The sequence below is a fragment of the Trichocoleus sp. DQ-A3 genome (genome assembly GCF_039961975.1).
Lineage (GTDB): Bacteria > Cyanobacteriota > Cyanobacteriia > Cyanobacteriales > FACHB-T130 > FACHB-T130.
Genome location: NZ_JAMPKC010000007.1, coordinates 59,496 through 85,738, shown reverse-complemented (window position 1 = coordinate 85,738; position 26,243 = coordinate 59,496). Strand labels below are relative to the sequence as shown.

Here is a 26,243-nt window from a genome sequence, read left to right as displayed (position 1 = left end):
CGCCCAAATATCCCCTTTCCATCAAAAGCGCTGACCCGTGGTTACTTCAAGTCGGACTTCTCCCTGGTCGCTAATGCCTAAATCGCTGCGAATTAAACCAAACGGGGACTTGATCCGCAATCCTAATCCGTAACCAAAACCACTCCCCGGTTTACCGCGCAGCAAACCCGGTTGCCCAAGCACCGTGTCACCAGACCCCAAATCTGAGCCATAGTCAGCAAAGACAACCCCTCCCAGCCACTGCAAAATCGGGAAGCGATATTCGATTGAAGCCAAGGCATAACTGCGACCGCTAGCGACTTTACCAGAACCATAGCCGCGCACAGAATTGAATCCGCCAAGATTAAACGCTTCAGTCGGAGGAAATTCGCCAAGTATTGTCCCAGTTTGCAAATTGAAAGCCACCATTTCTGGATTTTCGGTTTCCCTACCCTTGCCAATCCAGCTGACTGGGACATATTGAATATAATTCGCTCGCACTCGGTTACTCAAAATACTGCCCAACCCAATCGGAATCGACTGTTCCGTGGTGAGGGTTAGCAGCGAACCCTGAGTCGGATTGGAACGGCGATCGCGCCGATCTCTCGCCACACCGAACGACACCGTTACCAAGTCATCAATGCCAGTTTTGCTGACAGATAGCGGATTCCCCAATTCATCCACCCGTGCAATATTGAAATCAGCATCGCGGGTACTAATCCGGGTGTAGTTCAAACCCAACGATCCATCCCAGCCATTAAAAGAACGCAACACCGCCACACCGCCGCCAAATCGTCCTTCCCGTGTACTGTCCCCATTGGGCAACTCGATTTCATCGGTGAAGGTGCGGGAATAATCCCGATTGCGAAACGCTCTAACGCTATATCCCAAGCGGTTTGGCTCCCCAGCCCGATAAGGGCTGGTAAACTGGGTATTAAACTGGACATCCTTACCACTCACCTGAAGTTTGGCAGCTAAGCGATCGTTGACACCGTTGATATTGGCGTCTCGATAGCTTACCGAACCGTAAAGCCCGATGTCACCGCTATTGCCACCCCCTAATGTGATAGAAGGAAAGCGATTCTCCTGGATGTCGTAGATGATGTTAACCCCGTCGGTGGCTTCCTCCACAACAACATTGACATCCTCAAAAGACTCTAATCGCCTCAATCGCTGCAAGTCTTCCTGAAGCAAATCTTCACGAAATACCTCACCCGTCTTGAGTTTCAGTTCGCCAATAATAAAATCTTTTTTAGTGCGACTGGGTATCGGTCGATTCTGGTCATCGACTGACTCCCCTTTGTTATTGACAAAGCGGATCTGCACATCTTTGACAATTCTAGAGGCAACCTCAGCAGTCTGGACGCCCTCCCCACTGGACCCTGGCGGTATCGTTTGTGGCAGATAATCACCGTATTTGGCATCATATTCAACAACAGGAATGGGATTTGCTGTCTGAGCCAATCCTGGCGTCACCTGGGTTACGGCTGGAGTCGCAGCATCCTCAATGGGTGCCGATGTCGCCATATCGCCCGAAGTCGTCCGGGCAGGGGGTGGGGAGGATGCGATCGCTCCTTTTGTTTCCCAGATTCCCAGCGTTGCCACCATCAAAATTGCAAATGTTTTAAGACCCATAAAATTAGCTTAATCGGCTGGCTACCATTGTGCTTGGCTCATTGGCTTGTATCCTTAACTAGGACTGGCTTTTGAGGCGGGCAACAGACGGAATCTATTGCAGATATCAAGTGAAATGGTATCAGTAACAACCAAGTAAACGTCAAGGATATGAGTATTCAACAGGCATTTAACACAGCAGCAACTGAGTACGACAAGCTCCGACGCACCCTGATTCCCTGTTTTGATGACTTTTACCAAACAGCCATTCAGGTTATCCCATTTGACCGCACAGCAGCCCTAAACGTTCTCGATTTAGGTGCAGGGACGGGACTTTACTCAGGCATGGTTCAGGCAGTGTTTCCGAATGCTGAATTTACACTGCTGGATCTCGCGACTGAGATGTTAGAGCAGGCAAAGGCTCGATTCCAGCAGATGGGAAAATCTCCTAAAATCTGGATTGGAGACTACGTTAAGACAGATTTGAGCGATTCCTATGACCTGATTATCTCCGGCTTATCGATTCATCATCTGTCTGATTCCGAGAAGCAGCATCTTTATCAGCGGATTTATGATGCCCTCAAACCTGGAGGGATGTTTATCAACGCCGATCAAGTTTTAGGCAGAACACCCCAACTGGAGCAATTTTATCAACAACAATGGCTGAATACCGTGCGCGATCGCGGGATCTCCCAAGAACATCTCCACGCCGCTCAACATCGGATGACCTACGATCGTCTAGCATCTCTCGACGCTCAACTGCAATGGCTGGAAGCAGCCGGTTTTCAGAACGTGGACTGCTGGTATAAGCATTACAGCTTTGTCGTGTTTGGTGGATCTCGTTCTGCTCAGTCGGAGTCAGAGATACAACCACCCACAATTCAAACACAACGGTTAACGCTCCGTCCTTTCACCTTGGCAGATGCTCCTCATGTGCAACGCTTCGCCAGCGCTCGCGAAATTGCTGATACAACACTAATTCCTCATCCTTACGAAGATGGGATGGCTCAAGCGTGGATTAAGGCTCATTCGGCAGCATTTAAGGCAAAGAAAGCCATCACGCAAGCGATCGCACTCCGGGAAACTGGAGAACTCTGTGGGACGGTTAATCTGATGATTAATGCCAAACAGAACAATGCGGAGATGGGTTACTGGATTGGCAAGCCCTACTGGGGACAAGGCTACTGTACTGAAGCAGCAAAAGCTCTACTGCAATACGGCTTCGAGGAGCTTAAATTGCACCGCATTCATGCGTCTCACTTTTCGCGAAATCCAGGTTCGGGACGAGTCATGCAAAAACTTGGGATGCAGTATGAGGGATGTCTCCGTCAACATTTACGGAAAGGAGAAACCTTTGAAGATATCGAACAATACGGCATCTTGAAAAGTGATTGGCAGCAAATGATTGGTCAAAATTACTAGCTGCTTACCTAAAAATGCAGAGAAAAATCGGCTATGGCACAACCATCTTTACCAAAAATTATCATTTTCGACACCACCATGCGAGATGGAGAACTTACGCCCGGTGTCAAAATGAATATTCATCAAAAACTCCGGCTTGCCAAGCTTCTAGAGGAGATGCGGGTTGATGTCATTGAAGTGGGATATCCAGGGGCTATCCAGAAAGACTTTGATGAATTTTTTCTGGTTTCCCAGCAAATTAAACAGTACCATTTGCGGATTAGCAAATTCTAAACTGAATGAATTGATGGACGTTGCTTTAGCAATTAAACCAGCGGTACGAGGCAGAATTCATATTTACACCCAAGTTAATTTTAAACATCAATCAACCTGGGCTGAAGAACAAACGTTAGAAGCGATACACGATTCTATTGGACTTGCCAGAAACTACTGCGCGGATGTGGAGTGGAGTGCCTTTGATGCTCCTCGAAGCCAGCCGGATTCTCTTTGCAAAGCAATTGAAACAGCCATCAAAAGCGGTGCCAGAACAATCAGTATCTCTGACAGCCTTGGTTTATCGTCGCCAATAGAATTCTCAGGGTTGCTGAATATGCTCTTTAATTGGGTGTCAAATATCGATCGGGCTACGATTTCTGTCCACTGTCATGATGATATGGGATTAGCAGTAGAAAACTCAATCGCAGCTCTCAGTTGGGGTGTCAGGCAAATTGAATGCTCGATTAATGGACTGGGAGCCAGGAAAGGGAATGCTGACTTGGGAGAAGTCGTAAATGCAATTATTAATCATCCAAATTATAGCGTTGATGTTGAGAAATCTTTAATAGGTCTAGCCTCGGAGTTAGTTGCTAAAATCTCTAAACTTGTAAAGTGAGAATAAAGTTATTTGTTAATCATTTTAACTTTAATGTCTACAAATATATACCAAGGAATATTTTGTGAATAATTAACACGGTTCAACTATTTAAATACAGCTAAAATAAACCCAAATAAAAAACTTGGAAAAAACAGGTATTATATATGACCAAAAAACCTATCAGAAGAGGATATGGCAACAATAATCAATGAAGGGGGCGGGAAAATATTTTTATAAAAATAGCAACCCTTACTTACTGGAAAGTTGAGGTTTAAGACCAGACTGCCCCAAACGGCTTTTTCTCGGAATTTAATAATTTATTTCTAACAATACTGACAAAGAGCAGTTATAAGTTGATGAGTATTAACCGCGATCGCAAGCAGCTGTCAGTAAACTGCGAAAAGTTATAGACTGAGTACCAAATGGACGGGCAGAGTAAAAATATGATGCTGCCTACTTTAGAGATCGTATTGCTAGGTGGCTTTCGCCTAACTTATGACGAAAAGCCGGTGACAGACGTGAGCGGGGAGCGATCGCAATCGTTGCTGGCATATCTGGTGCTGCACAGGGGCACGCCTCAGCCTCGTCAGCGGCTGGCTTCCCTGTTTTGGGCTGACTCAACAGACGAGCAAGCCCGAACGAACCTAAGAAGAGAACTGCACCACTTACGGCGGGTTTTGCCGGACGCGGATCGATTCATTGAAGTAGATACAAAAACGCTACAGTGGCGCTCAGATGCACCTTTTACGTTAGATGTTGCAGAGTTTGAGCGGACAGTAGCTCAAGCGGAGGAGGCAGAACGAGCGGCTGACCGGAAAACCGTCCGAACCTTGTTAGAACAGGCGGTAGCCCTCTATCAGGGGGATTTACTGCCCAACTGTTACGACGAATGGATTTTTCCGGAACAGGAACGACTGCGACAAATTTTTATCCAAGGATTGGAATGGTTGGTTCGCCTGTTAAAGGAGCAACGGGATATCCGGACGGCGATGCGCTATGCCCAGCAGTTGTTAGAAGTTGACTCGCTCAACGAAGCAACTTATGGTGACTTGATGCAACTGCACGCGCTTAATGGCGATCGCGCGAGTGCCTTGCGAATCTACCACCGCTGCATGACGCTTTTACGAGAAGAGTTAGGAATCGATCCTAGTCCGATTACCCGCGACCTCTACGATCGCCTGCTGAATGAAGATTCTGAAGGGATAAGCAGTCGAGAAAAAAGCTTTGAATTACTCAATACAAATTCTGAATTAAATACACCCCCTCAAAACGACAGGCAACCTCGTTGCGATTGGGGCGAAATCATCGATGTAAGCCTATTTTACGGAAGGACAGAGGAGCTAAACTCGCTCAAGCAGTGGATTGTACAGTATCGCTGTCGCCTAGTTGTCTTATTAGGCATGGGTGGAATTGGGAAAACTGCCTTGTCCGCCAAACTAGCGCAGGAAATCCAGGGAGAATTTGATTTTGTGATTTGGCGATCGCTACGAAATGCTCCCACCCTAGAAACTCTTTTGCACGACTCGATCTCTTTTCTATCGGAACAACAAGAGACGGGCGGTGAGCTTGAACGACTGATATATTGGCTGCGAAATTCTCGCTGCCTAATCGTTCTAGACAATGCAGAAACCCTTTTTCAGGTCAGTTGTCCGGGGCAGTATCGTCCGGGATATGAAGGCTATGGGGAACTGCTGCGAGCGATCGCAGAAACCGCTCATCAAAGTTGCCTGGTGCTGACCAGTCGGGAGAAGCCTGCTGAGGTGGGCATCTTAGAAGGTGTAGTTGATGGGAATTCAGCTTTACCTGTGCGAACCTTGCAACTGAGCGGCTCGCCAGAGGCAGCGCAAGCACTCATTCAAGCAAAAGGATTGATAGGAACTGAAGCACAGCAACAGCATTTGTGTCAGTTCTACGGCTGTAATCCTTTGGCATTGAAGATTGTTGCCACTTCCATTCAAGATGTTTTTGATGGCAAGATCCAAGATTTTCTCGCTCAAAATACCACGATTTTTAATGGGATTCACAGACTACTAGACCAGCAGTGTCAGCGATGCTCTCCCCTAGAAAAAACAATTATGTTTTGGCTTGCCATTAATCGAGAATGGACAACCTTCTCGGAATTGGCAGAGGATATCGTTCCCACCGTTTCTCGTGCAGACCTACTGGAAGCATTGGGTTCTCTCAGTTGGCGATCGCTGATCGAAAAGCAGTCAGGCAGCTATACCCAGCAACCTGTGGTGATGGAGTACATCACTGAGCGATTGATTGCCCAAGTCTGTGAAGAAATTCAACATTTAGAAGTCGGAAATGGGGAATTGTTAGCAGAAAACCAGAGACCCCTGATTTCCATCCTGCACAGCCACGCCTTGCTCAAGCCTCAGGGCAAAGACTATATCCGAGAGATTCAGATTCAACAAATTGTTAAAACCGTTTTAAACACTTTAATGACCCGACTGCACGGGCAATACAACGTTGAGCGTCATTTGACTCAACTGCTTTCAAAGCTACGAAATGAATGGTCGAGACAACCCGGATATGCAGGTGGCAATATCCTCAATCTGCTCGTTCAATTGCAAAAAGACTTAACAGGTTATGACTTCTCCCATCTCACCCTCTGGCAGGCTGATTTACGAGAAGTGAATTTACATCAGGTCAATCTTGCTGATGCCGACCTGTCCAAAGCTGTGTTTACAGAACCCTTGAGCTTCGCCCTCGCCGTTGCTTTTAGCCCCGACGGACAACTTCTAGCGACTGGGGATACTAACCGCGAGGTGCGGGTGTGGAGAGTAGCAGATGGGAAAAATTTACTGACCTGCCAAGGACATACCAATTGGGTTTGGTCGGTCGCTTTTAGTCCTCAAGGGAATATCCTGGCGAGTGGTAGCGATGATAAAACGATTAAACTGTGGGATCTCAAGACAGGGCAATGCCTCCAGACTTTGCAAGAACACGCCCATCAGGTCTGGTCGGTCGCCTTTAGCCCGGATGGTCAAACCTTAGCCAGTGGGAGTGAGGATCGAACGGTCAAGTTGTGGGATGTCAAGTCAGGACAGTGCTGTAAAACGCTTCAGGGTCACGAAAATTGGGTGCGATCGGTAGCGTTCAGTCCTGACGGAAAAACCTTAGCGACTGGCAGCGACGATCGGACGATTAAACTGTGGGATCTCAAAACCAGTCAATGCTACCAAACCCTGCAAGGACACGCCGAGCGAGTTTGGTCGGTCGCCTTTAGCCCGGATGGTCAAACCTTAGCCAGCAGTAGTAGCGATCGCACCATTAAACTTTGGAATTTTAAGACGGGTGAATGCAGCCGAACTCTCAAAGGGCATGGAAACTGGGTGCGATCGCTTTCTTTCAGCCCGGATGGTCAAACGGTAGCGAGTGGCAGCGAAGACCGCAGCGTGAAGCTGTGGCGAGTTCGGACTGGGGAATGCTACCAAACATTATGGGGACACCTAAATTGGGTGCGAGCGGTGGCATTTAGCCCGGATGGAGAAATCCTGGCAAGCGGTAGTGGCGACCATACTGTGAAGCTGTGGCACGCTCTCACGGGTCAATGTCGCAGAACCTTACAGGGTTATGCGAACCGAGTGCGATCGCTGGCATTAAGTCCGGATGGTCGCATTTTGGCAAGTGGGAACGACGATCGCACCGTTAAATTGTGGGATCTCGGTACGGGGAAATGCGTTCAAACCTTGCAAAGTCACACCAGTTCAGTCTCGGCTGTTGCCTTTAGCCCAGACGGTCGCACTCTCGCCAGTGGGAGTGGCGACCAAATGGTGAAGCTTTGGGATCTTGAAACGGGACTTTGTCGCCAAACCTTACAAGAGCATACTTGCGGGATCTGGTCGGTTGCCTTCAGCCCCGATGGTCGAACCCTTGCCAGTGGCAGCGATGACCAGACGGTGAAGCTGTGGGACGTGCAGACGGGACAATGCCAACGCACCTTGCAGGGACACACCAGTTGGGTTTGCGCGATCGCTTTCAGTCCGGATGGTCAGACTCTGTCGAGTGGCAGTTACGACCAAACAGTGAAGCTTTGGGATGTCCAGACGGGACAATGCGCTCAGACATTGCAGGGACATACCAATTGGGTTTGGTCAGTTGTCTTTAGCCCAGATGGTCAAACCTTAGCGAGTGGAAGTGGCGACCACAGTATTAAGTTATGGGACGTGCGGACAGGAGAGTGCCGACGCACCTTGGCAGGACATACCAGCCGAGTGTGGTCAGTTGCCTTTAGTCCAGATGGTCAAATCCTTGCTAGTGCCAGTAGCGACCAGACAGTAAAGCTTTGGGATGTCCAAAACGGTTCTTGTCTTCATACCTTGCAGGGACACACCAATTTAGTCTGGTCAGTTATCTTCAGCCAGGATAGCCGCAGGGTCGCGAGTGGCAGCCAGGATGAAACGATTAAGCTTTGGGATGTGCAGACGGGTGAGTGTGTAAAAACCTTAAGGGCGGATCGACCTTATGAGGGAATGAACATCACCGGAGTGACCGGATTAACAGAAGCCCAAAAGGCTGCTTTGAAGGCGCTGGGAGCAGTGGAAAAGGGGAGCCAAGGAGAGAATCAGCCCCGATTCTTGGCTCCCCTAATCGGGCGAGAGCGGGAATGGGCGACAATCTGTAATTGGATGGCATCCGATACCCGGATGGTCGTTTCAGAAATCCTTTTACTGGTTGGCGAATCGGGAATTGGGAAGACGCGCCTGCTGGAAGAACTTGCTTCCGTTGTCACGAGCAACGGTCGCGTACTCTGGGGACGCGGGTTTGAGGCGGAAATGCTGCGACCTTATGGAGTTTGGATTGATGCACTGCGGGCGATCGCTCGTGATTCAGGATCGCAATTGCCAGCAGAACTGAGTTCCCTGTTTCCAGAAGTGGAGGGAAGAAGAGATCCGGGCGATCGCTCTCAGCTATTTGATGCGGTGGTGAACCTACTGTCCCAACTTTCGAGTAATGGCAAACGAACCGTCATTATCCTAGATGATATTCAGTGGCTGGACGAGGCATCTACGGCACTCCTGCATTATGCAATCCGCCTGCTGGGTCATTCCTCCGTTCGGTTTGCCCTCTCTGCTCGTCAACGCGAGTTATCAGATAATGTGCCTGTGTGTAAGCTGGTGCAAGCGCTGCGGCGGGAGGAGCGGGTGCAAACCATCTCACTGCCACTATTAAATCAAGCGCAAGTGGTTCAGCTGACTCGCTCGATTAATACCGATGTGGATGGAAACCGCGTCTTTGTAGATAGTGGCGGGAATCCCCTATTCGCTCTAGAAGTGGCTCGTGCCCTAGCCCAACATGACACGGCTTACTCCGACAATCTGGAAGCCTTGATTCAAGACCGATTGCGGCAACTCGACGAACCGGCGCGAGAACTTTTACCTTGGGCAGCTGCATTGGGACGAAGTTTCAATCCGACAATCGTGGCACGGGTTGCCGACTATCCGCTCTCTAAATTACTTTTAGCCGTGGAAGAACTGGAGCGGCAGGGGATTATCCGTCCAGGAGCTTTATTAAATAACGAAACTGGCTATGACTTTGCTCATGATGTTGTGCGGAAAGTCGCTTATCACCAGTTGTCAGAACCCCGCCGTAAATTAGTGCATTTGCAGATTGCCCAGGCTTTGAATCGTCTCTCGGTTCCTGACAACGCCCTAGCCAGCGATGTCGCGCATCATGCATCATTGGGCGGTCATGATTCCTTAGCCGCCTCAGCTTTCCAGGCAGCTGCCGAACGTTGCTTGCGCCAGTTCGCCTACTCAGAAGCATCGGAACTGGCTCAACGGGGAATTCAGCATTGCCGGAACCTTGAAAAGACTTTACGGGTTCGACTTCACATCGGGCTGCTAAAAGTCTACGTTCTGGCAGGAGTTACCAGAAATCAAATTCCCCAACTCGAAAATAACCTGCATCAACTGATTGCCGAAGCCAGCGCCCTTGGTTTGAAGGATGAAGAAGCGATCGCTCTAGAAGCCTTAATCGTGCTGAACTACGATCGCGGAAATCTCATGGGCGTCCGCGAACACTCCCTCCAAGCAGTGAAACGAGGACGATTGGCAAGTCCGGCGACCACCGCCCGAATGCTAGCTCACAGCGGTTGGTGCCTCGCCGAAACCGAACGCGAGATGCCCCGTGCTGAGGCGCTGTTGCTAGAAGCACAGCCGCTTGCCGCGAGAGTGGGACTTGAAATTATCGATATTCCCTGTGGTCTGGGATGCGTGCGCCGTCATGCAGCGGATTTCCCGGCGGCGCGTTCTCTTTTGGAACAAGCATGGCGAATGGCGCAGGCGGAACAGGATCGCTGGCGAGAGTCTGCTTGTTTGACTTATCTGGCAATGACCGAGTTGGAAGCGGGCAATCCGACGATGGCGATCGCTTACTCCGAAGAACTGGCAGCAGTTGCCACAAAAATTAGTGGTGAAGGCAGCGAAGGCCCATTCGCCGTTGCCCTGAGTTCGCTCGCCCGTTATGTTATCGGAGAAATGGGCGCTGAAGAAGCACTTGAGCCAGCATTATCCACCCTGCGTCGGATCGATGCGAACCGAATGCTAGCTTATATCCTGAGCTTTGCAGCGGCAAGGGATTTGGAAAGGGGTCGCGTTGAATTAGCGATCGCCCGCGCTCAAGAAGCACTTCATGCCGCGCAAATTGTAGATCATCCCAGTGAAATTGCCCTAGCTTGGGCTGCACTCATTCGGGGAAAGTTAGCTTTAGGCGAACATAAGCGTGCAGCAGAGCTATTTCAAAGCTTACAGCACCAAATTGACCCTCGCGTCTTGAGCGTTCGTGCCCAAACTGCCATCAATCGCTTACCGCAGGATCTGAGGACTAACGCAGAGATCCCCCTTGCGTCCCCCTTAAAAAAGGAGACTTTTCCAGTTCCTCCCAATTTATCGGGGGGTTAGGGGAATCTAGGCTTCAAGTTTTCAGTGCGTAAGTCCTGTATTTAAAAACCTAAATTGCTCAATCAATCAGGAGGAAAATATGGTTCGTGTCCTTGTAGAAAAGATATTTGAGCCACCGATCACCGAACAGAAGTGGAACCACGATCTTGAGATCGGAATACCTTGTCACCGGGCACACAATGTTCATTGGATTCGCTCAATGATGGCACGCGATCGCGCTAAAGTAATTTGCGAATTTGAGGCACCTGATGCTGAGACTGTCCGGAAGTCTTTTCGGAAAGCTGGCTTACCCTTCGCCCGGATCTGGACAGTTGATATTTTGGAACCATCTGTTGGATCAAATGTATCAACCCTGTCTAATTGCTCTTAATCAAAAAACCTTTGTAGTCTCACTTTCAGGTTGAAGAAACAGTAATGATGCGATCGCCTTCACCAATGCCTCTGGTTCCACAGGCTTAGAAATGTGCTGTTGAAATCCTGCGGCGATCGCTTGTTGGTAATCCATCTCGGCAGCATAGGCAGTCAGCGCGATCGCTGGAATGTTTCCTCCTTGGTCTGGTTTCAGACTCCTCACCTGTCGCATCAACATATAGCCATTGATTTCTGGCATTCCAATATCGCTGATGATGACATTTGGCTGGGATTGGCTTAGTGTTGTCAGCGCTGCAACGGCTGAGGCTACGGAGGTCACAGTTGCACCATATTGCTCCAACAGGAAGCACAAAAACTCTCGCATATCTGCATCATCATCCACCACGAGAATTTGTAAGCCAGACAAAGGTAAGGAGTCAAAAGTCAGAACTGAGAAGTTGTCTTTTTCATCCGACTGCCTTTCTCTATCATTCTGCAAACAGGGAAGCTTAATTAGGAAAGTTGCACCTTGTCCTTCACCCGGACTTGATACACTTACAGTGCCGCCGTGAAGTTCTACGAGATGGCGGACGATTGCCAGCCCTAAACCCAATCCCCCAAAGGTTCGGGTGGTGGTACCATCTTCCTGACGGAAATAGTCAAAGACATAGGGTAAGAACTCAGGTGCAATCCCCTTGCCTGTGTCAGTTACGCGGATTTGAGCCTGCGCTTCGACCTGCTCTAAGGCGATCGCGACCTGTCCCCCAGCCGGAGTAAACTTAACCGCATTGGCAAGGAGATTCCAAACGACTTGCTGCAATCGATTGGCATCGCCGGAAACCTGCCCGACGCCCGGTTCGAGGATAGTCTGAATCTGGATAGATTTGGCTTCGGCTGCTAAACGCACCGTCTCGATTGCGGCTTCAATCGTCGATACCAAGTCAACCGGGTAGACGTTGAGGCTCAGCTTCCCTTGCAGGATGCGGGAGACATCAAGCAAATCTTCAATTAATTGGGTTTGTAACTTAGCGTTGCGCTCAATAGTTTCTAAGGCGCGATCGCTGGTTGCCGGATCGAACTTGCGGCTACGCAGGAGTTTTGCCCAACCCAGAATCGGATTAAGCGGCGTTCTCAGTTCGTGAGAGAGAACGGCTAAGAATTCATCTTTGACGCGGTTTGCCGCTTCCGCCGCACTTCGCGCGGTTCGTTCTGCTTCGTAGAGATGGGAACGAGCGATTGCTTGGGCGCATTGTTGGGCAAGCGCCAAGATAAAAGCTTGGTCATCCTCGTTAAGTTCTTGTGGCTCAGTAAAGCCCAAAGACAACCCTCCAACTGCCCGACCCTCTACCATCAGCGGAATCGAAACCCACGTCCCAAAGTTAAATTGACTATAGGCTTCAGCCAGGTGAGGGTAACGAGCAGCTCGTTTTTGTGACGTTTCACCCCAAACAGGTTGCCCAGTCCGTACCGCCTCTGCTAGAGGGACTGCTGTGTCGATGGAAAAACGTTGCCAGCCATCGATTTGATTCACTTCATAGCCAACCGCCCGCACAATTTCCAGTTCAGTACCCCTTTCATTGAGCAATGCCACTAGAGCATAGTTGGCACCCAAGGCAGCCATGCCCTGTTCGACGATGACTTCAGACACTTGGGTGGGTGTGAGCGATTCTGAAAGGGCAGCGGTAATGGACTGGAGACGGGCAATTCGCTCTGCTGCCCGCTCCGCCGTCTGTTGCGCCTGCTGCGCTTCCCGATAGAGGCGGGCATTATCGATAGCGATCGCTGCCCGATGAGCAATATCTTCCGCCAATAAGATATCGGCGGTGCTAAAACAACGAGCGGATTCAGCCGTGACAAATGTAATGGCACCGAGAATCCGTCCCCGTGCCATCAACGGCGAGATAATACAGGACTTTAAACCCAGTTCGCGCAGAATTCGCAGATGTTCGGTATCTTTGACCGCTTCTGCCAAGGTTGCATCGGAAATTTCCGCCACCATTTCTGTTTGCCCAGTACGCAACACCTTCGGCACACCTTCCGGTGCTTCCAATGGTCTGGGATAACGCTGATGGAGTTCCCAGCCGAGTTTTACTTTCTCCGGATCTCGGTGGGCAACGGCGACCCGATTAATTGATTGGTTGTCTTGCAGGAAGTCAACGCCGCACCAGTCGGCGAAGTAGGGCACAACTAGGTTTGCCACGCTGGAGAGCGTGCTTTCGTAATCGAGGGAAGAGGCGAGGGTGGCACTGACTTGAGCCAAAAACGCGGCTCGCTGTCGGTCGGCTTCTGCTTCCTGGCGGGCGGTTTGCTCTGCGTACAGTTGGGCACGTTCCGCTTCAGCCTGTTTGCGATCGCTAATATCTTTGTTGATGCCCACAAAAAAGAGCGGCTTGCCAGCCTTGTCGTAAACAAGCTTTGATGTTGTTTCAATCAACACTTTCAACCCATCTTTTCTCACACAGGGAACTTCACCACAAAATCCTCCTGTTTCCTGAATAGACTGGATCATTTGGGCGGTCATCGTTGCTGCAATGTCAGGGTGATGTAAGAAACTCAGGGGTTTAGCGATCGCTTCGGACGCCGTATAGCCGAAAATCTGTTCCGCGTTGCCCAGCCAACGTTGAATATTTCCCTCCAGATCGGTTAACACAACAGCATCGGGCATTTGCTCCAAAGCAGCCTTAGAAATCAGCAGAGATTCTTCAGTTTGTTTGCGCTCTGTGATGTCAATTACAACACCACTCATGCGAGTCGCTGTGCCTGCTTCGTTGAAAAAGGCTCTTCCCCGGCAAGCAGCGTAGCGAATGCTGCCGTCATCCTGAATAATGCGATATTCGAGATCGTGTTCCACTCCTTCGTTAACCGCTCGGTTCAAAGATTGAGCGAGCGATTCCCGATCCTCTGGATACAGGCGAGCCAACACTGCTTCTGAGGTGGCAACAAACGTTTCGGGGGTGACTCCAAATAGTTGATAAATCTGCTCATCCCAGTCAAACCGATCGTTGAGAATATCCCAACTCCAAACACCGATTTGAGCAGATTTCAACGCTAGGTTAAGTTGTTCTTGACTTTGTGCTAACCCTTGATAGAGACGAGCATTCTCCAGGGAAATGGCAATTTGAGCTGCTAAAATTTCCAGCACGGAAAGCTTGTCGTGTGTAAAAGCGCCTGGGATAAAGTTGTTTTCTAAATATAAAATTCCCAGCAAGTTTGACTGACGGGCGATTGGTAAGCAAAGTACAGACTTCGGTTGCTTTTGAATCACATACTCGTCTTCCGAAAATAGATTCTGCTCTGTGGCATCGGGCAAAATCACAGTTGATTGAGTTCGCTGCACATAATTCAGCACTGACTGAGGCAATGCAATTTCACCCGCCAATTCAGGTCGAAAAACATTAAGTTTTTCTGCTTGGGAATTTATTTTCGCTTCGACTTCTATCACTAGATTCTGCTCGTGAAAAAGCAGCAAATAACCCAGTTCGGCTCCTGCTTGCTCAAGCGCAATCTGCATCAATGTCTTCAAAAGTCGAGAGAAGACAATTTCGCTAGAAATAGTTTGAGACGCCTTAACAACCGATAGAAAGTCAAGTTGCTCCCCCGTGCTTAAAAACGTTTCGTTGGAGGCAGGGGGCTGTTGCGGCAACGGTTGCGGCAATAAGGTCGGATAGAGCTGCTCAAGCTGCTTGACCTTGCCGAGCGCCTCCCAGCGCCGATAGGCATTCCTGGCTTCTTGCAGATAGGTTTTAGCGATCGCTTCAAACTCCCGATCTAAGTAAAACTTAGCTGCTAACTCATACGCCAAGGCTTCATAATGCACAAATTTCTGCTCGCGGGCACAGCGAATTGATTGCTCATACAGGCGCATTGCTTCCATGTACCGACCCTCAATTCGAGCTATCTCCGCCGCCACTAATTGAGACTTATGTAAGAAGTTAGCGGGGCAGTGGCTCGCCCAATCCTGTAATTGTCGCTGATGCATTTCCAAGGTTTCTAAAAACCCTTCCCGATCTTCACAAGATGCAGCTGGATAAAGAGCCGCCAAGGTCAGCGAGTGATACAGAACATAATCGGTTTCGATTGGTAATGCCAGGGTTGTAACTGGAAACACGGACACTTGTAAGGCAGAATTCAGCGCCTCCTCATACTGTTCGTAGGTGAAAAACAAAATTAATTTGATGATGTGATAAAAGATAATTCCACTGACGAAGCCTGCATCCGTAAGGATGGAAAAGGCGTGCGATTCATCGAAACTATCATCACTTAGGGTCAGCTTTTGGTAGGTGAGTCCGCGTAAATTTAGGAGAAACTGCTGCTGCAATCTAATCGTCTGATAGGCAGCCTCATGCTTAGATTGCTGGGCAAAGTTAACGTACTTTTGAATTAAATTATACGTTTCGGGAAGTGGACTTCCTACCTGAATAATCTGCCAAGAGCCTTGATAGCCGTTGTAGTTAGCCATCGTCACATCACCTGCTTCCACACAACCGATAAAGCCTCGCTCTAAAAATGGAATATCGGTAGAAATATGGTTCCGCCAAACGTTGATATGACTGCCATGAATGTGCAGAACTGTTCCTCTGAGTTTCGGGTCATTCAACTTCTCATTTAGTTGAATCGTCATCTCGGAAAATGCGTAGCCTGTCGGAATATCACGGAATATAGAAACCAACAACATCGCATACATACTATAAGCAAAACAGGAATCTTCCGTATTACCATACTTCAGGGAATAATTGACTGCTTTGAGTACAACTAGCGGAAAAATACTTGGTCTGCCGAGATAAGCAGGCGGCCCTACAGTTGTCAGCAGACCGATGAGTGTCTTAAGATTTGGATCTTGGAGCGTTGGGGCGTTGAGTAGATCGGAGACTTGTCTGTCACCTAAATTTGCCAATACCTGGCTTTTTTCGATAGCGATCGCAACCTGCACTTGCTCCTCTGAATCCGGGAAAGTCACCCCAAAAATTTTTAAAGCTTCTAATCCGAGTGCTAGCGCCTCCTCATACCTCCCTGCAACTTGATAAAGTCTGAGCTGAAGTATATAAATATTCGCTTTGTCTATATAAGATTCGGCTTTGATAAATAGAAGCTTAAATAGATCTTCCGCCTCCTCTAAATTACCCGTTAAAAATTCGCATTCCGCTCGTTCTTTAACTAGAGTAAATGTTTGTTCATAATGGTCAAACCAAGAATCTTCATTTAAAAGATTTGCAGCGACAGCAAGCATTCTTTTCGCAGGTGTGTACGCAGTGGAGGCTTTTGCCTTCTTAGCAGCAATTAGATTTAGGCGAATTAATTCGTCTTTTTCTGTCCGCTCAGTAATCAAACCAACAGCTAGATTAAGTTGATTCACTAAATCAAAAATCTGTTCTTCCAGTTGAGCAGAATTGAAACTTTTAAGTAAAAGTCGCCCAATCGTGAGGTGAACCGCTTGCTTTTGTTCATCATCGATCAAGGCATAGGCAGCTTGTTGAATGCGATCGTGGTAAAAGCGATAGCTTTTCTCAATGCTTTCAGTTGCCTCTGTTGGGATGATGAATCCTCTCAGAACCGCTTCCAAAAGTGTGTTGGCTGTTTGCTGAAGAGATATTTCACCGACGATTGCTAAAACTTCTAAATCAAAACGATTCCCGATACAGGAAGCTAACTTGAGCAACTGTTGAGTTTCGGGCGGCAGTTTTTGCATCCGCCCAATCATCAGATTGACAATATTATCCGTAATGCCTTGGGCTTCAATTTGGGCTTGATCCCATTGCCAGACACGATGGTTGCGATCGAACGTCAGCAGATTTTCTTGGTACAGCGTTTTGAGAAACTCGTTGACAAAAAAAGGATTGCCATCGGTTTTCTGGACGATTAATTTTGCAAGAGATTCTGACCGTCCCGGCTCACAATGTAGGGTTTCAGCAATGAGCTGATTCACATAAGCAAGGTTGAGAGGAGTGAGAAAAATTTCGGTTATTTTTGCCCCACCTTGACGAATCTGCTCCATCATCAAACTGAAGGGATGGAGCAAATCGACTTCATTATCTCGAAAAGCCAGAATAAAGCAAAGATGCTGGAGGTTCGACCCCGTGGTGATAGTTTGAATCAAATTCAGAGTGGCGCTGTCTGCCCACTGCATATCATCCAAAAAGACAGCCAGTGGATGCTCTTTTTGAGCAAAGATACTGATAAAGTTTTGAAACACCAGATTGAATCGATTTTGGGATTCAGCGGGTCCCAAGTCTGGTACAGGAGGTTGTTCGCCGACGATGAGTTCAACTTCTGGAATCACATCGGTAATCAGTCTGCCATTATTCCCGAATGCGGCTTGGATTCGCTTTCTCCAAGTGGCAAGTTTATCTTCAGGTTCCGTCAAAATTTGCCGAACGAGCGTCTGAAAAGCTTGAACAAGGGTGGAATAAGGAATATCTCGTTTGTACTGATCGAACTTACCAGAGATAAAAATCCCACGTTCTCTTACGATGGGTTTTTGGATCTCGTTCACGAGAGAAGATTTACCAATCCCAGCATATCCAGCGACGAATATAAGTTCTGGCGTACCTTGGCTAACAACTCGCTCAAATGCTTGTAAAAGCTGTGCAATTTCTCGCTCTCGCCCATACAATTTTTGGGGAATTTGAAACCGCTCTGAGATATCTTGTTCGCCTAAAGGGAAAGATTGAATTTGTCCAATTGTCTCCAACTGTTTTAGGCATCGTTCCAGATCGAACTGCAAACCCAAAGCACTCTGGTAGCGATCTTCTGCAACCTTTGAGAGCAGTTTCATGATGATGTCAGATAGCGATCGCCCAATCTCCGGTCTTACCTTTGTGAGTGGTGGCGGCGATTGGGCAATATGACAATGCACCCACTCTAAAGGGTCTTTGCCCTGAAACGGTAGCTGACGGGTCAGCATTTCATAGAAGGTGACTCCCAAGGAATATAAATCGCTGCGATGGTCAATCCCGCGATTCATTCGCCCAGTTTGCTCTGGCGACAGATAAGCCAAACTGCCTGCAATCTGGCTGGAACTGCTGACCATTTGCTGTTCGTAGGGGATAAAAGCAGCGATCCCGAAGTCAGCGATTTTGACCTGATGCGTTTCCAGATTAATGAGAATGTTCTGCGGCTTAATATTTTTATGGACAATGCTATGGCTGTGAATTTGGGCGATCGCATTGCTGATTTGAATGGCAATTTTTAAAAACGGAATCGGCTCCCGAAAGTCTTCTAGAAGCCGATCGAGCGATCGCCCGCCAAAATCCTCCAAAATCAGATAAGGAATGCCCCAATGCACCTCTAAGGCGTAGGCTTTAACTGCTCCGGGGGTGTTCAACCGTTGGGCGATCGCATACTCATGTCTGAGTTGCTCAATATTGTTGGGCGTACAGCACTCTGGACGTAGCCCTTTAATAATCACCGGACGCCGATCTTCGACTCTGATTCCACGGTATAGGACGGCTTTTATCCCTTCTTTGAGCAAAGTGACAATCGTAAATCCGGGTAACTTCAAGGTCATGTCAACAGATCCTATAGCCGTGCTTCGTCAGAATAGTCAGAGGCCAATGGTGCTTCAGACTCATCTGCTAGATTTAACTAGAGTAGCAATCGCTTCAACCAGTTTTTCCGATTCTCCAGGCTTGGCAATATGCAGATGGAATCCTGCTGCGATCGCGTACAGCCCTTTGGGCATGAAAACAGCGAAGCGAGGCGTTAGCCTAGCGCCGACCTATCGGTTAGCTCATCTGTAATTACCCCAAGATGGCATAAAAAATTGAAAAATTCGATGCTTGAAAGCTGACAAACTACTGACCATTCTCCTGTAAGTATTTAGTCATCATTTCGGCTCTCTTGACAAGACCAGCCTCCTGACGCTATCTGCGACAAGCTTAAGGGATCTCTAATACTGACTACGAGAGATTTTCCTAGTTCTGAGCTACAGAATGCACAATAACAGCCATCCCCATTTAGACAACCACGAGGAGATAACGATAAGACCCTCCATTCCGTAGGTTTACCCTACCTCCTAGAGAGTCTTCTGATATTGGTGGTGCTTATGCGATCGCTCAACTCTATGATGGCTTGGGGAAGAAAGTACAACTGGACTACCCTCTTAGTAACAGTTGCACCACAGCAACAACGGAATCAGTAAAAGTAAAGTCTTGGATTCAGAGAATACCCGAAAAAGCGATCGCTGATATCTGCGTCCAGACCATTTAGTTTTACTATCCCTTGCTTATTGACTACTTTTAGAGCCAACCTATCAGAAATTTTCTGATTTCTGAGTTTTGCCTGCATTGTTGTTTTCAACCCAATCAATCGCTGAGGCTAAATAACTGCGTGGTTTCATTTGCCCACCACCATTCTTGTTACTCTTTCCAATTAACAGATGTCGCTCTCAATTTGCCATCACCGATAATCGTGTGAACTTTGAAAGAGCCGCTTTGTCCTGGATTTAGCGTGGAGGGTTCTGCATTGACAGAACTACTTTTAATCACCTTGCCATCTAATCCAACAACGTTATAGGTGACTTCAATCGAATGAACTGTTTTTTGGGTTTCGTTGATGATGCGACCCGTCAGAATATCCCCATCAGATGTTTGGTCTGCGATGATGACTTGAGGTTTCTCACCGCATAGTTGGGTGAGGTCTAAAGTTCTGCCATCCGATGTCTGCATATAGCAAAAGGGCATATCAATCTCAGAAGCTGACGCCCTCACAGCTTGAAAAATTGGAATCCATGAATTGCTTGAGGGGTGATAGTTGCCGAACAAAATTGAAGCAATCCAAAGGAAGGTTGTTAGATAAATTGGTTTTTGCATGGTGATAATAGCTGGCAATAAGTAATGAAAATTTATTAGCCTGAAAAGGCTGAAATAACCAACCAAATTTCAACTCGTTTCAAATTCAAGAGATTTAAGCTATGAACACGAATTTAATTTAAGGCAGTATTTAAGGCAAAGTTCTAACTTTTTAGTTTGAGTATTGGGCATTTTTTACAAATACCAAGTATTGGATCGTCCGGCGTTTAAACCGTAGCCATAAAGAGGGAATAAAAAGTAATCTCTAGGCTAGAGTAGCTGAGAAAATTCCAATACCTTAATCAACCAGTTTGCTAGCCATACCATTTAGATTGTGTGGCGATACATTAAGGATCTCCCCAGCCCCTCAATAAATTGGGGGGCTAAGAAGTCTATATGTTGCAAGCAAAAAACAGAATGGTATTAGAGCATTGGAAATCGACTCGCAAATGTACCCAGTTACTCAGCAATGGAGTAACTTGCAACTCCAGTACCTGGTGGTAGTGAGCAAACAACCTCATAAGCTCCGTTAGCAGTTTGAGCTACAGGTCCCGTGAAGTTGAACACATGCTTCTTCGGAGTACCTGTAGCACCACCGCTAAGTGCGATTGTTAATTTCTGGAATTGAAAACTTAGAGAGTTCGGCTGGTTAGCCCGCAGCTCGCACTGTAGGGTTGTAGACTGAGCGTTTCTGCTGAATACATGCACAAAAGCAAGAGGCCCTGCGCTGCCATTTTCAGTCCCTGATGTAATGTCCCGAACAACAGGACAATGTAGGTTAATGGATGTGGTACCTTGAACTGAAAACTGTCCAGCTGCACGACTAAATTGCTGATTAGAAGCGGAAGTCTCAGGCTGACACATACTTCCAGCGTAGACTTTATTATCTCCAGCTAATGCTGCGGTGGGAATGGCAGCAGTGGAGAATAGAGTGGCAGAAAATGCGATCGCTACTTTTACACGTTTTATGTTGGACATCATAGAAGTTGCTCCTTGGTATTTGCGTTGTTAATTAGTGAATTGCTTCACCTAAATACCAAGTTATTCAAAGCAGCGTTCGCGAAGCGTTCAATTAAATGCGATCGGAAACTTACATTTTTGTGACTCAAATCACTGGCGCTCGTGTTAAAGCGAAGATACCCGATAACAATCTTTTTGGTAACTCGCAAATTCTATATAAATTTTTCTAGGATTGTGCAGCAAGCAACAGCATAAGTCTATTTTTCCGGTCTTGTATTAACCGTCTCAAGCAGTGTATACGAGCCGCAATCAGTTATCAGGAACGACGAACGAACAACTACCTAGTAGTGTTAGCCTTCGCTACGCTGACGCTGTTTTCATGCCCAAAGGGCTGTACGCGATCGCATCAATTTCACAGTGGTTATATGCATACATAGCCTAGTGTAAGGTTTTGGGGGAGCGAACGCTTCCAGAACGCTATCGGAACGCTTGCCTTGATAGCTTGTTCATATATCAAAAAACATTCATAGAGGATACCGAATAAATCCTGAAGGGACACACAGCTTGGGTTGAATTCCTGCGAATACCCTCCGTTTTTCTGATATCTATTTCTCTTCAGAATGCTACCTATCAGCTCCTCTAACTCCGCTTAAGAGTGCAACAGAAATCTAAGTTTTTGCGATCGCACTCTGAATAACACATTCAAACTTGAAAATCATGACGAGGATTTTATGACAACACTTACCCTAGACCAAACCAAAGCAGAAGCATTTGCCGAACGGATGCTTAACATTCTCAACAGTGGCGCGATCGCTCTGATGACGTCTATCGGTCACAGAACTGGGCTATTTGACAGGATGGCTGAACTACCGCCTTCTACAAGCCAACAGATTGCAGACGCAGCGGGGTTGAATGAGCGGTACGTGCGCGAATGGTTGGGAGCAATGGTTACGGGTGGCTTTGTGGAATACAATCCAGCTAAGAATACCTACGATTTGCCTCTAGAACACGCCGCATTCTTAACGCGGGCTTCCAGTCCTGACAACATTGCGGCATTTTCCCAATACATCCCTTTGTTAGGAAGTGTTGAGGAGCAAATCATCGACTGCTTTTACAAGGGTGGTGGGGTTCCCTATTCTGCTTTCAAGCGTTTTCATCAAGTGATGGCGGAAGATAGCGGTCAAACGGTCGTTGCGGCGCTGAATGACCACATTTTGCCCTTAATTCCCGGACTGATTGAGGCACTTAAGGCGGGAATTAAGGTGCTGGATGTGGGGTGTGGTAGCGGTCGTGCTATCACCAAAATGGCGAAAGAATTTCCGAATAGTCGGTTTACAGGCTACGACTTCTCAGAAGAAGCGATCGCGATCGCGCAAACTGAAGCCCAACACCTCGGTCTCGCAAATATCCACTTTCAAGTAAAAGATGCTGCCACTTTAGATGAAGTAGAGAAATATGATTTCATCGCTACCTTTGATGCAATTCACGACCAAGCTCAGCCCGATCTAGTGTTGCGAGGAATTGCCCAAGCACTGCGTCCGGATGGCATTTATTTGATGCAGGATATTCGTGCCTCCGGTTATGTTGATGGCAATCTCGATCATCCGGCAGGGCCGTTACTTTACACCATTTCTTGTATGCACTGCATGACTGTATCGCTTGCGGCAGGAGGCATGGGGCTTGGTGCCATGTGGGGTCAGGAGAAAGCATTGGAAATGCTGGAAGATGCCGGTTTCACTAGCGTGGAAATCAAGCAACTCGCTCATGATTTTCAAAACAATTACTACATTGTGCGGAAGAATTAAACCCGTTTTACGAATTGTCTGGATTAAATCCCTGCCATCAATTGGGGGGATACAGAAAAAATCACAAATGTAGCGGCAAGAAAGTGAATCGCTAAAAAAATATGTAACACCAACCTTCAATTCTGAAAACCATTGAAAGCTAGAAAACCCTATGTGCAAACTCTGTGCATTTGCTTGGCGTTATCAAAAACCTGGTAGCAGTGACTCGCTATTGCTAACTACGAAACAGTTCTCTTCACTGGTTGTTTTAAATCAAGCCTCGCAACCAGTTCAGAAATTATCTACTACAAAAGACAAGTAAAAAGGAGAAAAAACCATGACTACATTACTAAACCGCATCGAATTGAAAGATTATGCAGCGATCGCGTCTGCTCTCTCCCAAGAATTGGCAGCGAGTGCCGTTGAGCGCGATCGCCAAGCAGGTATCCCCCATGAAGAAGTACGACGACTCCGAGAAGCAGGACTGTTACCTCTGGTTGTACCGCGAGAATATGGCGGTATTGGCGCAACCTGGGTAGAAGCTTACAAGGTTCTTCAGGAAATTGCTAAAGCAGATGGTTCTACGGGGCAACTCTACTGCAATCAGCTAATCTTATCAGTGGTGGGTCAGGTAAGCGGCACCCCTGCTCAAGCAGAACGCTACTATCGAGCCACTGCCCAGAATCACTTGTTTTGGGGCAATGCATTTAACACGCGGGACACTCGCCTCAAAATTGAGCCAGAAGGCGATCGCTTCCGGGTAAATGGAACTAAGAGCTTTGGCACCGGAGTGGCAGCAGCGGATATTCGTGTATTCGCCGCCGTGCAAGACGGGGTCGATCATCCGATTGCCTTTATCCTTCCCAAGGATCGAGAAGGCATTGTCTACAACAACGACTGGGACAATATGGGACAACGCTGCACCGCTAGCGGTAGTTTCACCTTCCACAACGTCTTGGTGAACCCGGATGAAATTCTCGGCCCACCGCCATCTCCAGAGGGTGCCTTTTCCACCTTGCTATTCGTGGTGAATCAGTTGGCGAAAACCCATGTCTATCTGGGAATTGCCGAAGGTGCCTTGGAAGCTGCAAAGGATTACACGACGACGATGACTCGACCCTGGATTACATCAGGCGTCGATCGGGCATCGAAAGATCCCTACATTTTGCAGCACTATGGTGAGCTATGGACTGAGCTAAAGGCAGCGATCGCGCTGTGCAATCAAGCTTCGCAACAGGTACAGAAAGCGTGGGAAAAGGGACTGGCGCTCACTCATGAGGAACGGGGTGAAGTTGCGATCGCTGTTTATACTGCTAAAGCTTTTACCACTAAAGTTGGCTTGGATATCACCACCCGCATCTTTGAAGTCATGGGCGCTCGTTCCACTGCTGCGAAATACGGCTTCGACCGCTACTGGCGCGATTTGCGGACGTTTACCCTGCATGACCCAGTGGACTACAAGCTACGGGATATTGGCAATTGGGTTCTCAATCAGGAACTGCCAATGATATCGCAGTATTCGTAACCACAATGCGATCGCATTCCCTAGTCTGGCTTGCTTGCAAGTAGATAGTCAAAAGTCGATTCCTAGGGCGCACAAATCGACTTTTGACTTATTTTTTTGGCTTATTTTTGAATGCGCTTGACAAATGACTCGTGTATGCCGTCACTTTAGAGGAGTTTAAACGCGATCGCTCCTGCGTCTTGCCAACAGAAAGCGATCGCTTCTCCTAAAAATTCCTGACTCCAACCAATAATCCCTGTCAAAGGGAAAGGAAGGCACAAGTGAAGGAGTAGAGACACAATGGGCGATCCTTATCTGTTGGCGGTAAGTTTGTTAAGCGGCGGGCAAATAGCCGCCCCGCCCCCACCCGTGCTACCTCCACAGCCTGACAACCTGTTAGCGTTATGGCATTCCAGTGAGTCGAGTACCTTTGAGCCACTGGTGGCTCAGAAAATCGTCCCGACCATTGAAATCACCTCTCCGGAATTTAGCCAGCAGTTGATTTCGCAGACTAATCCTTTCCAGGGGACTGACACACTAACCATTACTACAGCCTTAGCACCGACAGCAGCTCAAGCCGCGACAGAACTGAAACCCTCCCTACAAGCGAAGCTGAAACCGGATACAGCAACGACAAAACCGGCATCTGGCAGTCAACTTTTTTACCAAAGATTAGCTGCTCTGAAAGCAGGCAAGATTTATACTCGTCTACCTGTTGATAGCTTTCAGTCATACTGGGCGAACCAAGCAGGTACTAAAGCACTGGCTTTACAAAAACCTAGCTATGAACAGTGGAAACGCCTACTGGCAAAGGAAGCGAGAGCAGTTTCTCAAGGTCAAGGTTCCAACCGTCTTTCCGTATTAGTGGGAGATTCTCTCTCATTGTGGTTTCCCCAAGAACGTCTTCCTGGGGGGAGTTTGTGGCTGAATCAGGGAATTTCTGGGGATAATTCCCGTGGCATCTTGAAAAGATTGTCTGCTTTTTCCCAAACTCGTCCCGATGTTATTTACGTTTTAGCTGGCATCAACGATTTGCGCCAAGGTGCAACGGATGAAACAATTCTCGATAATCTTCGCCAAATTGTTCGCCGCTTACGACAAGAGCATCCTCGCAGCTCAGTCATTGTGCAATCCATTCTTCCCACCCGGATCAACACCATCCCAAACCGTCGAATTCGTAACCTTAACCAACAACTTGCTATCCTTGCTCAACAACAGGGTGCAGGCTATCTAGATATTCACTCTCGCTTTAGCGATGTTGAAGGAAATTTGCGTCTGGACTTAACGACGGATGGGCTACATTTGAGCGGTCGAGGATATGAAGTTTGGCAATCGGCACTCCAACAGGCAGAATCGGTAATTGCACTCAATCGGAATAATGTGCGTGCTGACAACTCAGTAAAGCGATCGCGTCTCTCTGATCTATCTGGATTAAATTAACTGGTAAAAAATTTACGTTTTGTAGGGGCATGGCACAAACACGCCCCTAAAGGCATACCTATCATGCCTGCCATGCCTCTACTTAGCAATTCAATCCATAAAAAAATCAGAGCGATAAAGCTCTGATTGTCAAACTAAGTTCAGTGGAGTTTCAAAAAATTGTTAGAAATAATTGCGCGGCTATCAATTTATCAGCCAATCAATCAAAATTAGCCGAATTAGATGCCTTGACGAGAAATTAGCTTTTCAATATCCGCCTGAGTTTGCTGCAATAGCTGCTCGCGGCTATCAACAGCCTTGGTGAGAGTGGGAACTAGGTTGCGCGCTTGTAACGCCATGTGAAGCTGTAGATGCGCCACGTACTCACTAAAATCTTCACGAAATGAAGGAGTTGAGGATTGCTGTAAAGGCACGTTTATTGTGTTCTCCATCGTTATCTCTCAGCCGTTTGTCAACCTTAACGAAGTTATCACACCGTTCCTAGTCTCTTCTAATTTTGCAATGAAGTTTAATCGTTTTTAGGGAAAATCTTTAAGAAATGTTAAATCCCCTCTAGGACTGTTTAAACTTCTTTGCATTCCTCCAGATAGGACTGAGTGGGAGACAGGGAATAGGTGAGGAGAGAATATTCCCCCATTCCCA

Annotated in this window: 15 protein-coding genes; 9 read left to right on the top strand and 6 right to left on the bottom strand. The window is 47.7% G+C overall.

Annotated elements, in window-relative coordinates; genetic code table 11:
- Positions 1 to 21 precede the first annotated feature (21 nt).
- Positions 22 to 1,614, bottom strand: coding sequence for a BamA/TamA family outer membrane protein (locus NDI44_RS13675; RefSeq protein WP_199304696.1), 1,593 nt, complete (start codon positions 1,612 to 1,614; stop codon positions 22 to 24).
- Positions 1,615 to 1,764: 150 nt separating this feature from the next.
- On the opposite strand from NDI44_RS13675, the gene NDI44_RS13670 reads away from it, so the two are divergent.
- From NDI44_RS13670 to NDI44_RS13650, 5 genes are all read left to right on the top strand, one after another.
- Positions 1,765 to 3,015 carry a GNAT family N-acetyltransferase gene (locus tag NDI44_RS13670; RefSeq protein ID WP_199304695.1) on the top strand — a complete coding sequence of 417 codons (1,251 nt, stop codon included), beginning with the start codon at positions 1,765 to 1,767 and terminating at the stop codon, positions 3,013 to 3,015.
- A gap of 33 nt (positions 3,016 to 3,048) precedes the next feature.
- Positions 3,049 to 3,288: a hypothetical protein gene (locus NDI44_RS13665; protein WP_199304694.1), complete on the top strand. Its 240-nt coding sequence runs from the start codon at positions 3,049 to 3,051 to the stop codon at positions 3,286 to 3,288.
- Positions 3,289 to 3,301: 13 nt separating this feature from the next.
- Positions 3,302 to 3,886: a hypothetical protein gene (locus NDI44_RS13660; RefSeq protein ID WP_277877455.1), complete on the top strand. Its 585-nt coding sequence runs from the start codon at positions 3,302 to 3,304 to the stop codon at positions 3,884 to 3,886.
- Between the two features lie 425 nt (positions 3,887 to 4,311).
- Positions 4,312 to 10,776 carry an AAA family ATPase gene (locus NDI44_RS13655; RefSeq protein ID WP_190410330.1) on the top strand — a complete coding sequence of 2,155 codons (6,465 nt, stop codon included), beginning with the start codon at positions 4,312 to 4,314 and terminating at the stop codon, positions 10,774 to 10,776.
- Positions 10,777 to 10,855: 79 nt separating this feature from the next.
- On the top strand, positions 10,856 to 11,146 hold the full coding sequence (locus tag NDI44_RS13650) for a DUF4242 domain-containing protein (protein ID WP_190410329.1): 291 nt from the start codon (positions 10,856 to 10,858) through the stop codon (positions 11,144 to 11,146).
- Here the strand turns inward: NDI44_RS13650 and NDI44_RS13645 are convergent, their stop codons facing one another.
- Positions 11,147 to 18,631, bottom strand: coding sequence for an AAA family ATPase (locus NDI44_RS13645; RefSeq protein ID WP_190410328.1), 7,485 nt, complete (start codon positions 18,629 to 18,631; stop codon positions 11,147 to 11,149).
- Here NDI44_RS13645 and NDI44_RS13640 point away from each other — a divergent pair.
- Positions 18,630 to 18,863 (top strand): hypothetical protein, encoded by a 234-nt coding sequence (locus NDI44_RS13640; protein WP_190410327.1) that lies wholly within the window; start codon positions 18,630 to 18,632, stop codon positions 18,861 to 18,863. The two genes, NDI44_RS13645 and NDI44_RS13640, sit on opposite strands and share 2 nt — an antisense overlap.
- Before the next feature lie 618 nt (positions 18,864 to 19,481).
- Here NDI44_RS13640 and NDI44_RS13635 read toward each other — a convergent pair.
- Positions 19,482 to 19,934 carry an FxLYD domain-containing protein gene (locus NDI44_RS13635; protein ID WP_190410326.1) on the bottom strand — a complete coding sequence of 151 codons (453 nt, stop codon included), beginning with the start codon at positions 19,932 to 19,934 and terminating at the stop codon, positions 19,482 to 19,484.
- Between the two features lie 438 nt (positions 19,935 to 20,372).
- Positions 20,373 to 20,894 carry a hypothetical protein gene (locus NDI44_RS13630; RefSeq protein ID WP_190410325.1) on the bottom strand — a complete coding sequence of 174 codons (522 nt, stop codon included), beginning with the start codon at positions 20,892 to 20,894 and terminating at the stop codon, positions 20,373 to 20,375.
- Positions 20,895 to 21,604: 710 nt separating this feature from the next.
- On the opposite strand from NDI44_RS13630, the gene NDI44_RS13625 reads away from it, so the two are divergent.
- The gene (locus NDI44_RS13625) at positions 21,605 to 22,678 is read left to right on the top strand and encodes a class I SAM-dependent methyltransferase (RefSeq protein WP_190410323.1); all 1,074 of its coding nucleotides are present in this window, start codon (positions 21,605 to 21,607) and stop codon (positions 22,676 to 22,678) included.
- 316 nt (positions 22,679 to 22,994) lie between these two features.
- Positions 22,995 to 24,182 carry an acyl-CoA dehydrogenase family protein gene (locus tag NDI44_RS13620; protein ID WP_190410322.1) on the top strand — a complete coding sequence of 396 codons (1,188 nt, stop codon included), beginning with the start codon at positions 22,995 to 22,997 and terminating at the stop codon, positions 24,180 to 24,182.
- 146 nt (positions 24,183 to 24,328) lie between these two features.
- Here NDI44_RS13620 and NDI44_RS13615 read toward each other — a convergent pair whose 3' ends face one another.
- Complete coding sequence (locus tag NDI44_RS13615) at positions 24,329 to 24,460, bottom strand: hypothetical protein (protein ID WP_277877454.1); 132 nt, start codon at positions 24,458 to 24,460, stop codon at positions 24,329 to 24,331.
- Between the two features lies 1 nt (position 24,461).
- On the opposite strand from NDI44_RS13615, the gene NDI44_RS13610 reads away from it, so the two are divergent.
- Positions 24,462 to 25,601, top strand: coding sequence for a GDSL-type esterase/lipase family protein (locus tag NDI44_RS13610; RefSeq protein WP_190410321.1), 1,140 nt, complete (start codon positions 24,462 to 24,464; stop codon positions 25,599 to 25,601).
- 218 nt (positions 25,602 to 25,819) lie between these two features.
- Here the strand turns inward: NDI44_RS13610 and NDI44_RS13605 are convergent, their stop codons facing one another.
- On the bottom strand, positions 25,820 to 26,032 hold the full coding sequence (locus tag NDI44_RS13605; protein WP_190410320.1) for a hypothetical protein: 213 nt from the start codon (positions 26,030 to 26,032) through the stop codon (positions 25,820 to 25,822).
- Positions 26,033 to 26,243 lie beyond the last annotated feature (211 nt).

Bases quoted from the DNA above. Each gene is read 5' to 3' on its own strand.
- NDI44_RS13655 (WP_190410330.1), top strand. From the start codon at position 4,312: ATGATGCTGCCTACTTTAGAGATCGTATTGCTAGGTGGCTTTCGCCTA.
- NDI44_RS13625 (WP_190410323.1), top strand. From the start codon at position 21,605: ATGACAACACTTACCCTAGACCAAACCAAAGCAGAAGCATTTGCCGAA.
- NDI44_RS13675 (WP_199304696.1), bottom strand. From the start codon at position 1,614: ATGGGTCTTAAAACATTTGCAATTTTGATGGTGGCAACGCTGGGAATC.
- NDI44_RS13610 (WP_190410321.1), top strand. From the start codon at position 24,462: ATGGGCGATCCTTATCTGTTGGCGGTAAGTTTGTTAAGCGGCGGGCAA.
- NDI44_RS13640 (WP_190410327.1), top strand. From the start codon at position 18,630: ATGTCAACAGATCCTATAGCCGTGCTTCGTCAGAATAGTCAGAGGCCA.
- NDI44_RS13645 (WP_190410328.1), bottom strand. From the start codon at position 18,631: ATGACCTTGAAGTTACCCGGATTTACGATTGTCACTTTGCTCAAAGAA.
- NDI44_RS13670 (WP_199304695.1), top strand. From the start codon at position 1,765: ATGAGTATTCAACAGGCATTTAACACAGCAGCAACTGAGTACGACAAG.
- NDI44_RS13660 (WP_277877455.1), top strand. From the start codon at position 3,302: ATGGACGTTGCTTTAGCAATTAAACCAGCGGTACGAGGCAGAATTCAT.
- NDI44_RS13630 (WP_190410325.1), bottom strand. From the start codon at position 20,894: ATGATGTCCAACATAAAACGTGTAAAAGTAGCGATCGCATTTTCTGCC.
- NDI44_RS13620 (WP_190410322.1), top strand. From the start codon at position 22,995: ATGACTACATTACTAAACCGCATCGAATTGAAAGATTATGCAGCGATC.
- NDI44_RS13605 (WP_190410320.1), bottom strand. From the start codon at position 26,032: ATGGAGAACACAATAAACGTGCCTTTACAGCAATCCTCAACTCCTTCA.
- NDI44_RS13665 (WP_199304694.1), top strand. From the start codon at position 3,049: ATGGCACAACCATCTTTACCAAAAATTATCATTTTCGACACCACCATG.
- NDI44_RS13635 (WP_190410326.1), bottom strand. From the start codon at position 19,934: ATGCAAAAACCAATTTATCTAACAACCTTCCTTTGGATTGCTTCAATT.
- NDI44_RS13650 (WP_190410329.1), top strand. From the start codon at position 10,856: ATGGTTCGTGTCCTTGTAGAAAAGATATTTGAGCCACCGATCACCGAA.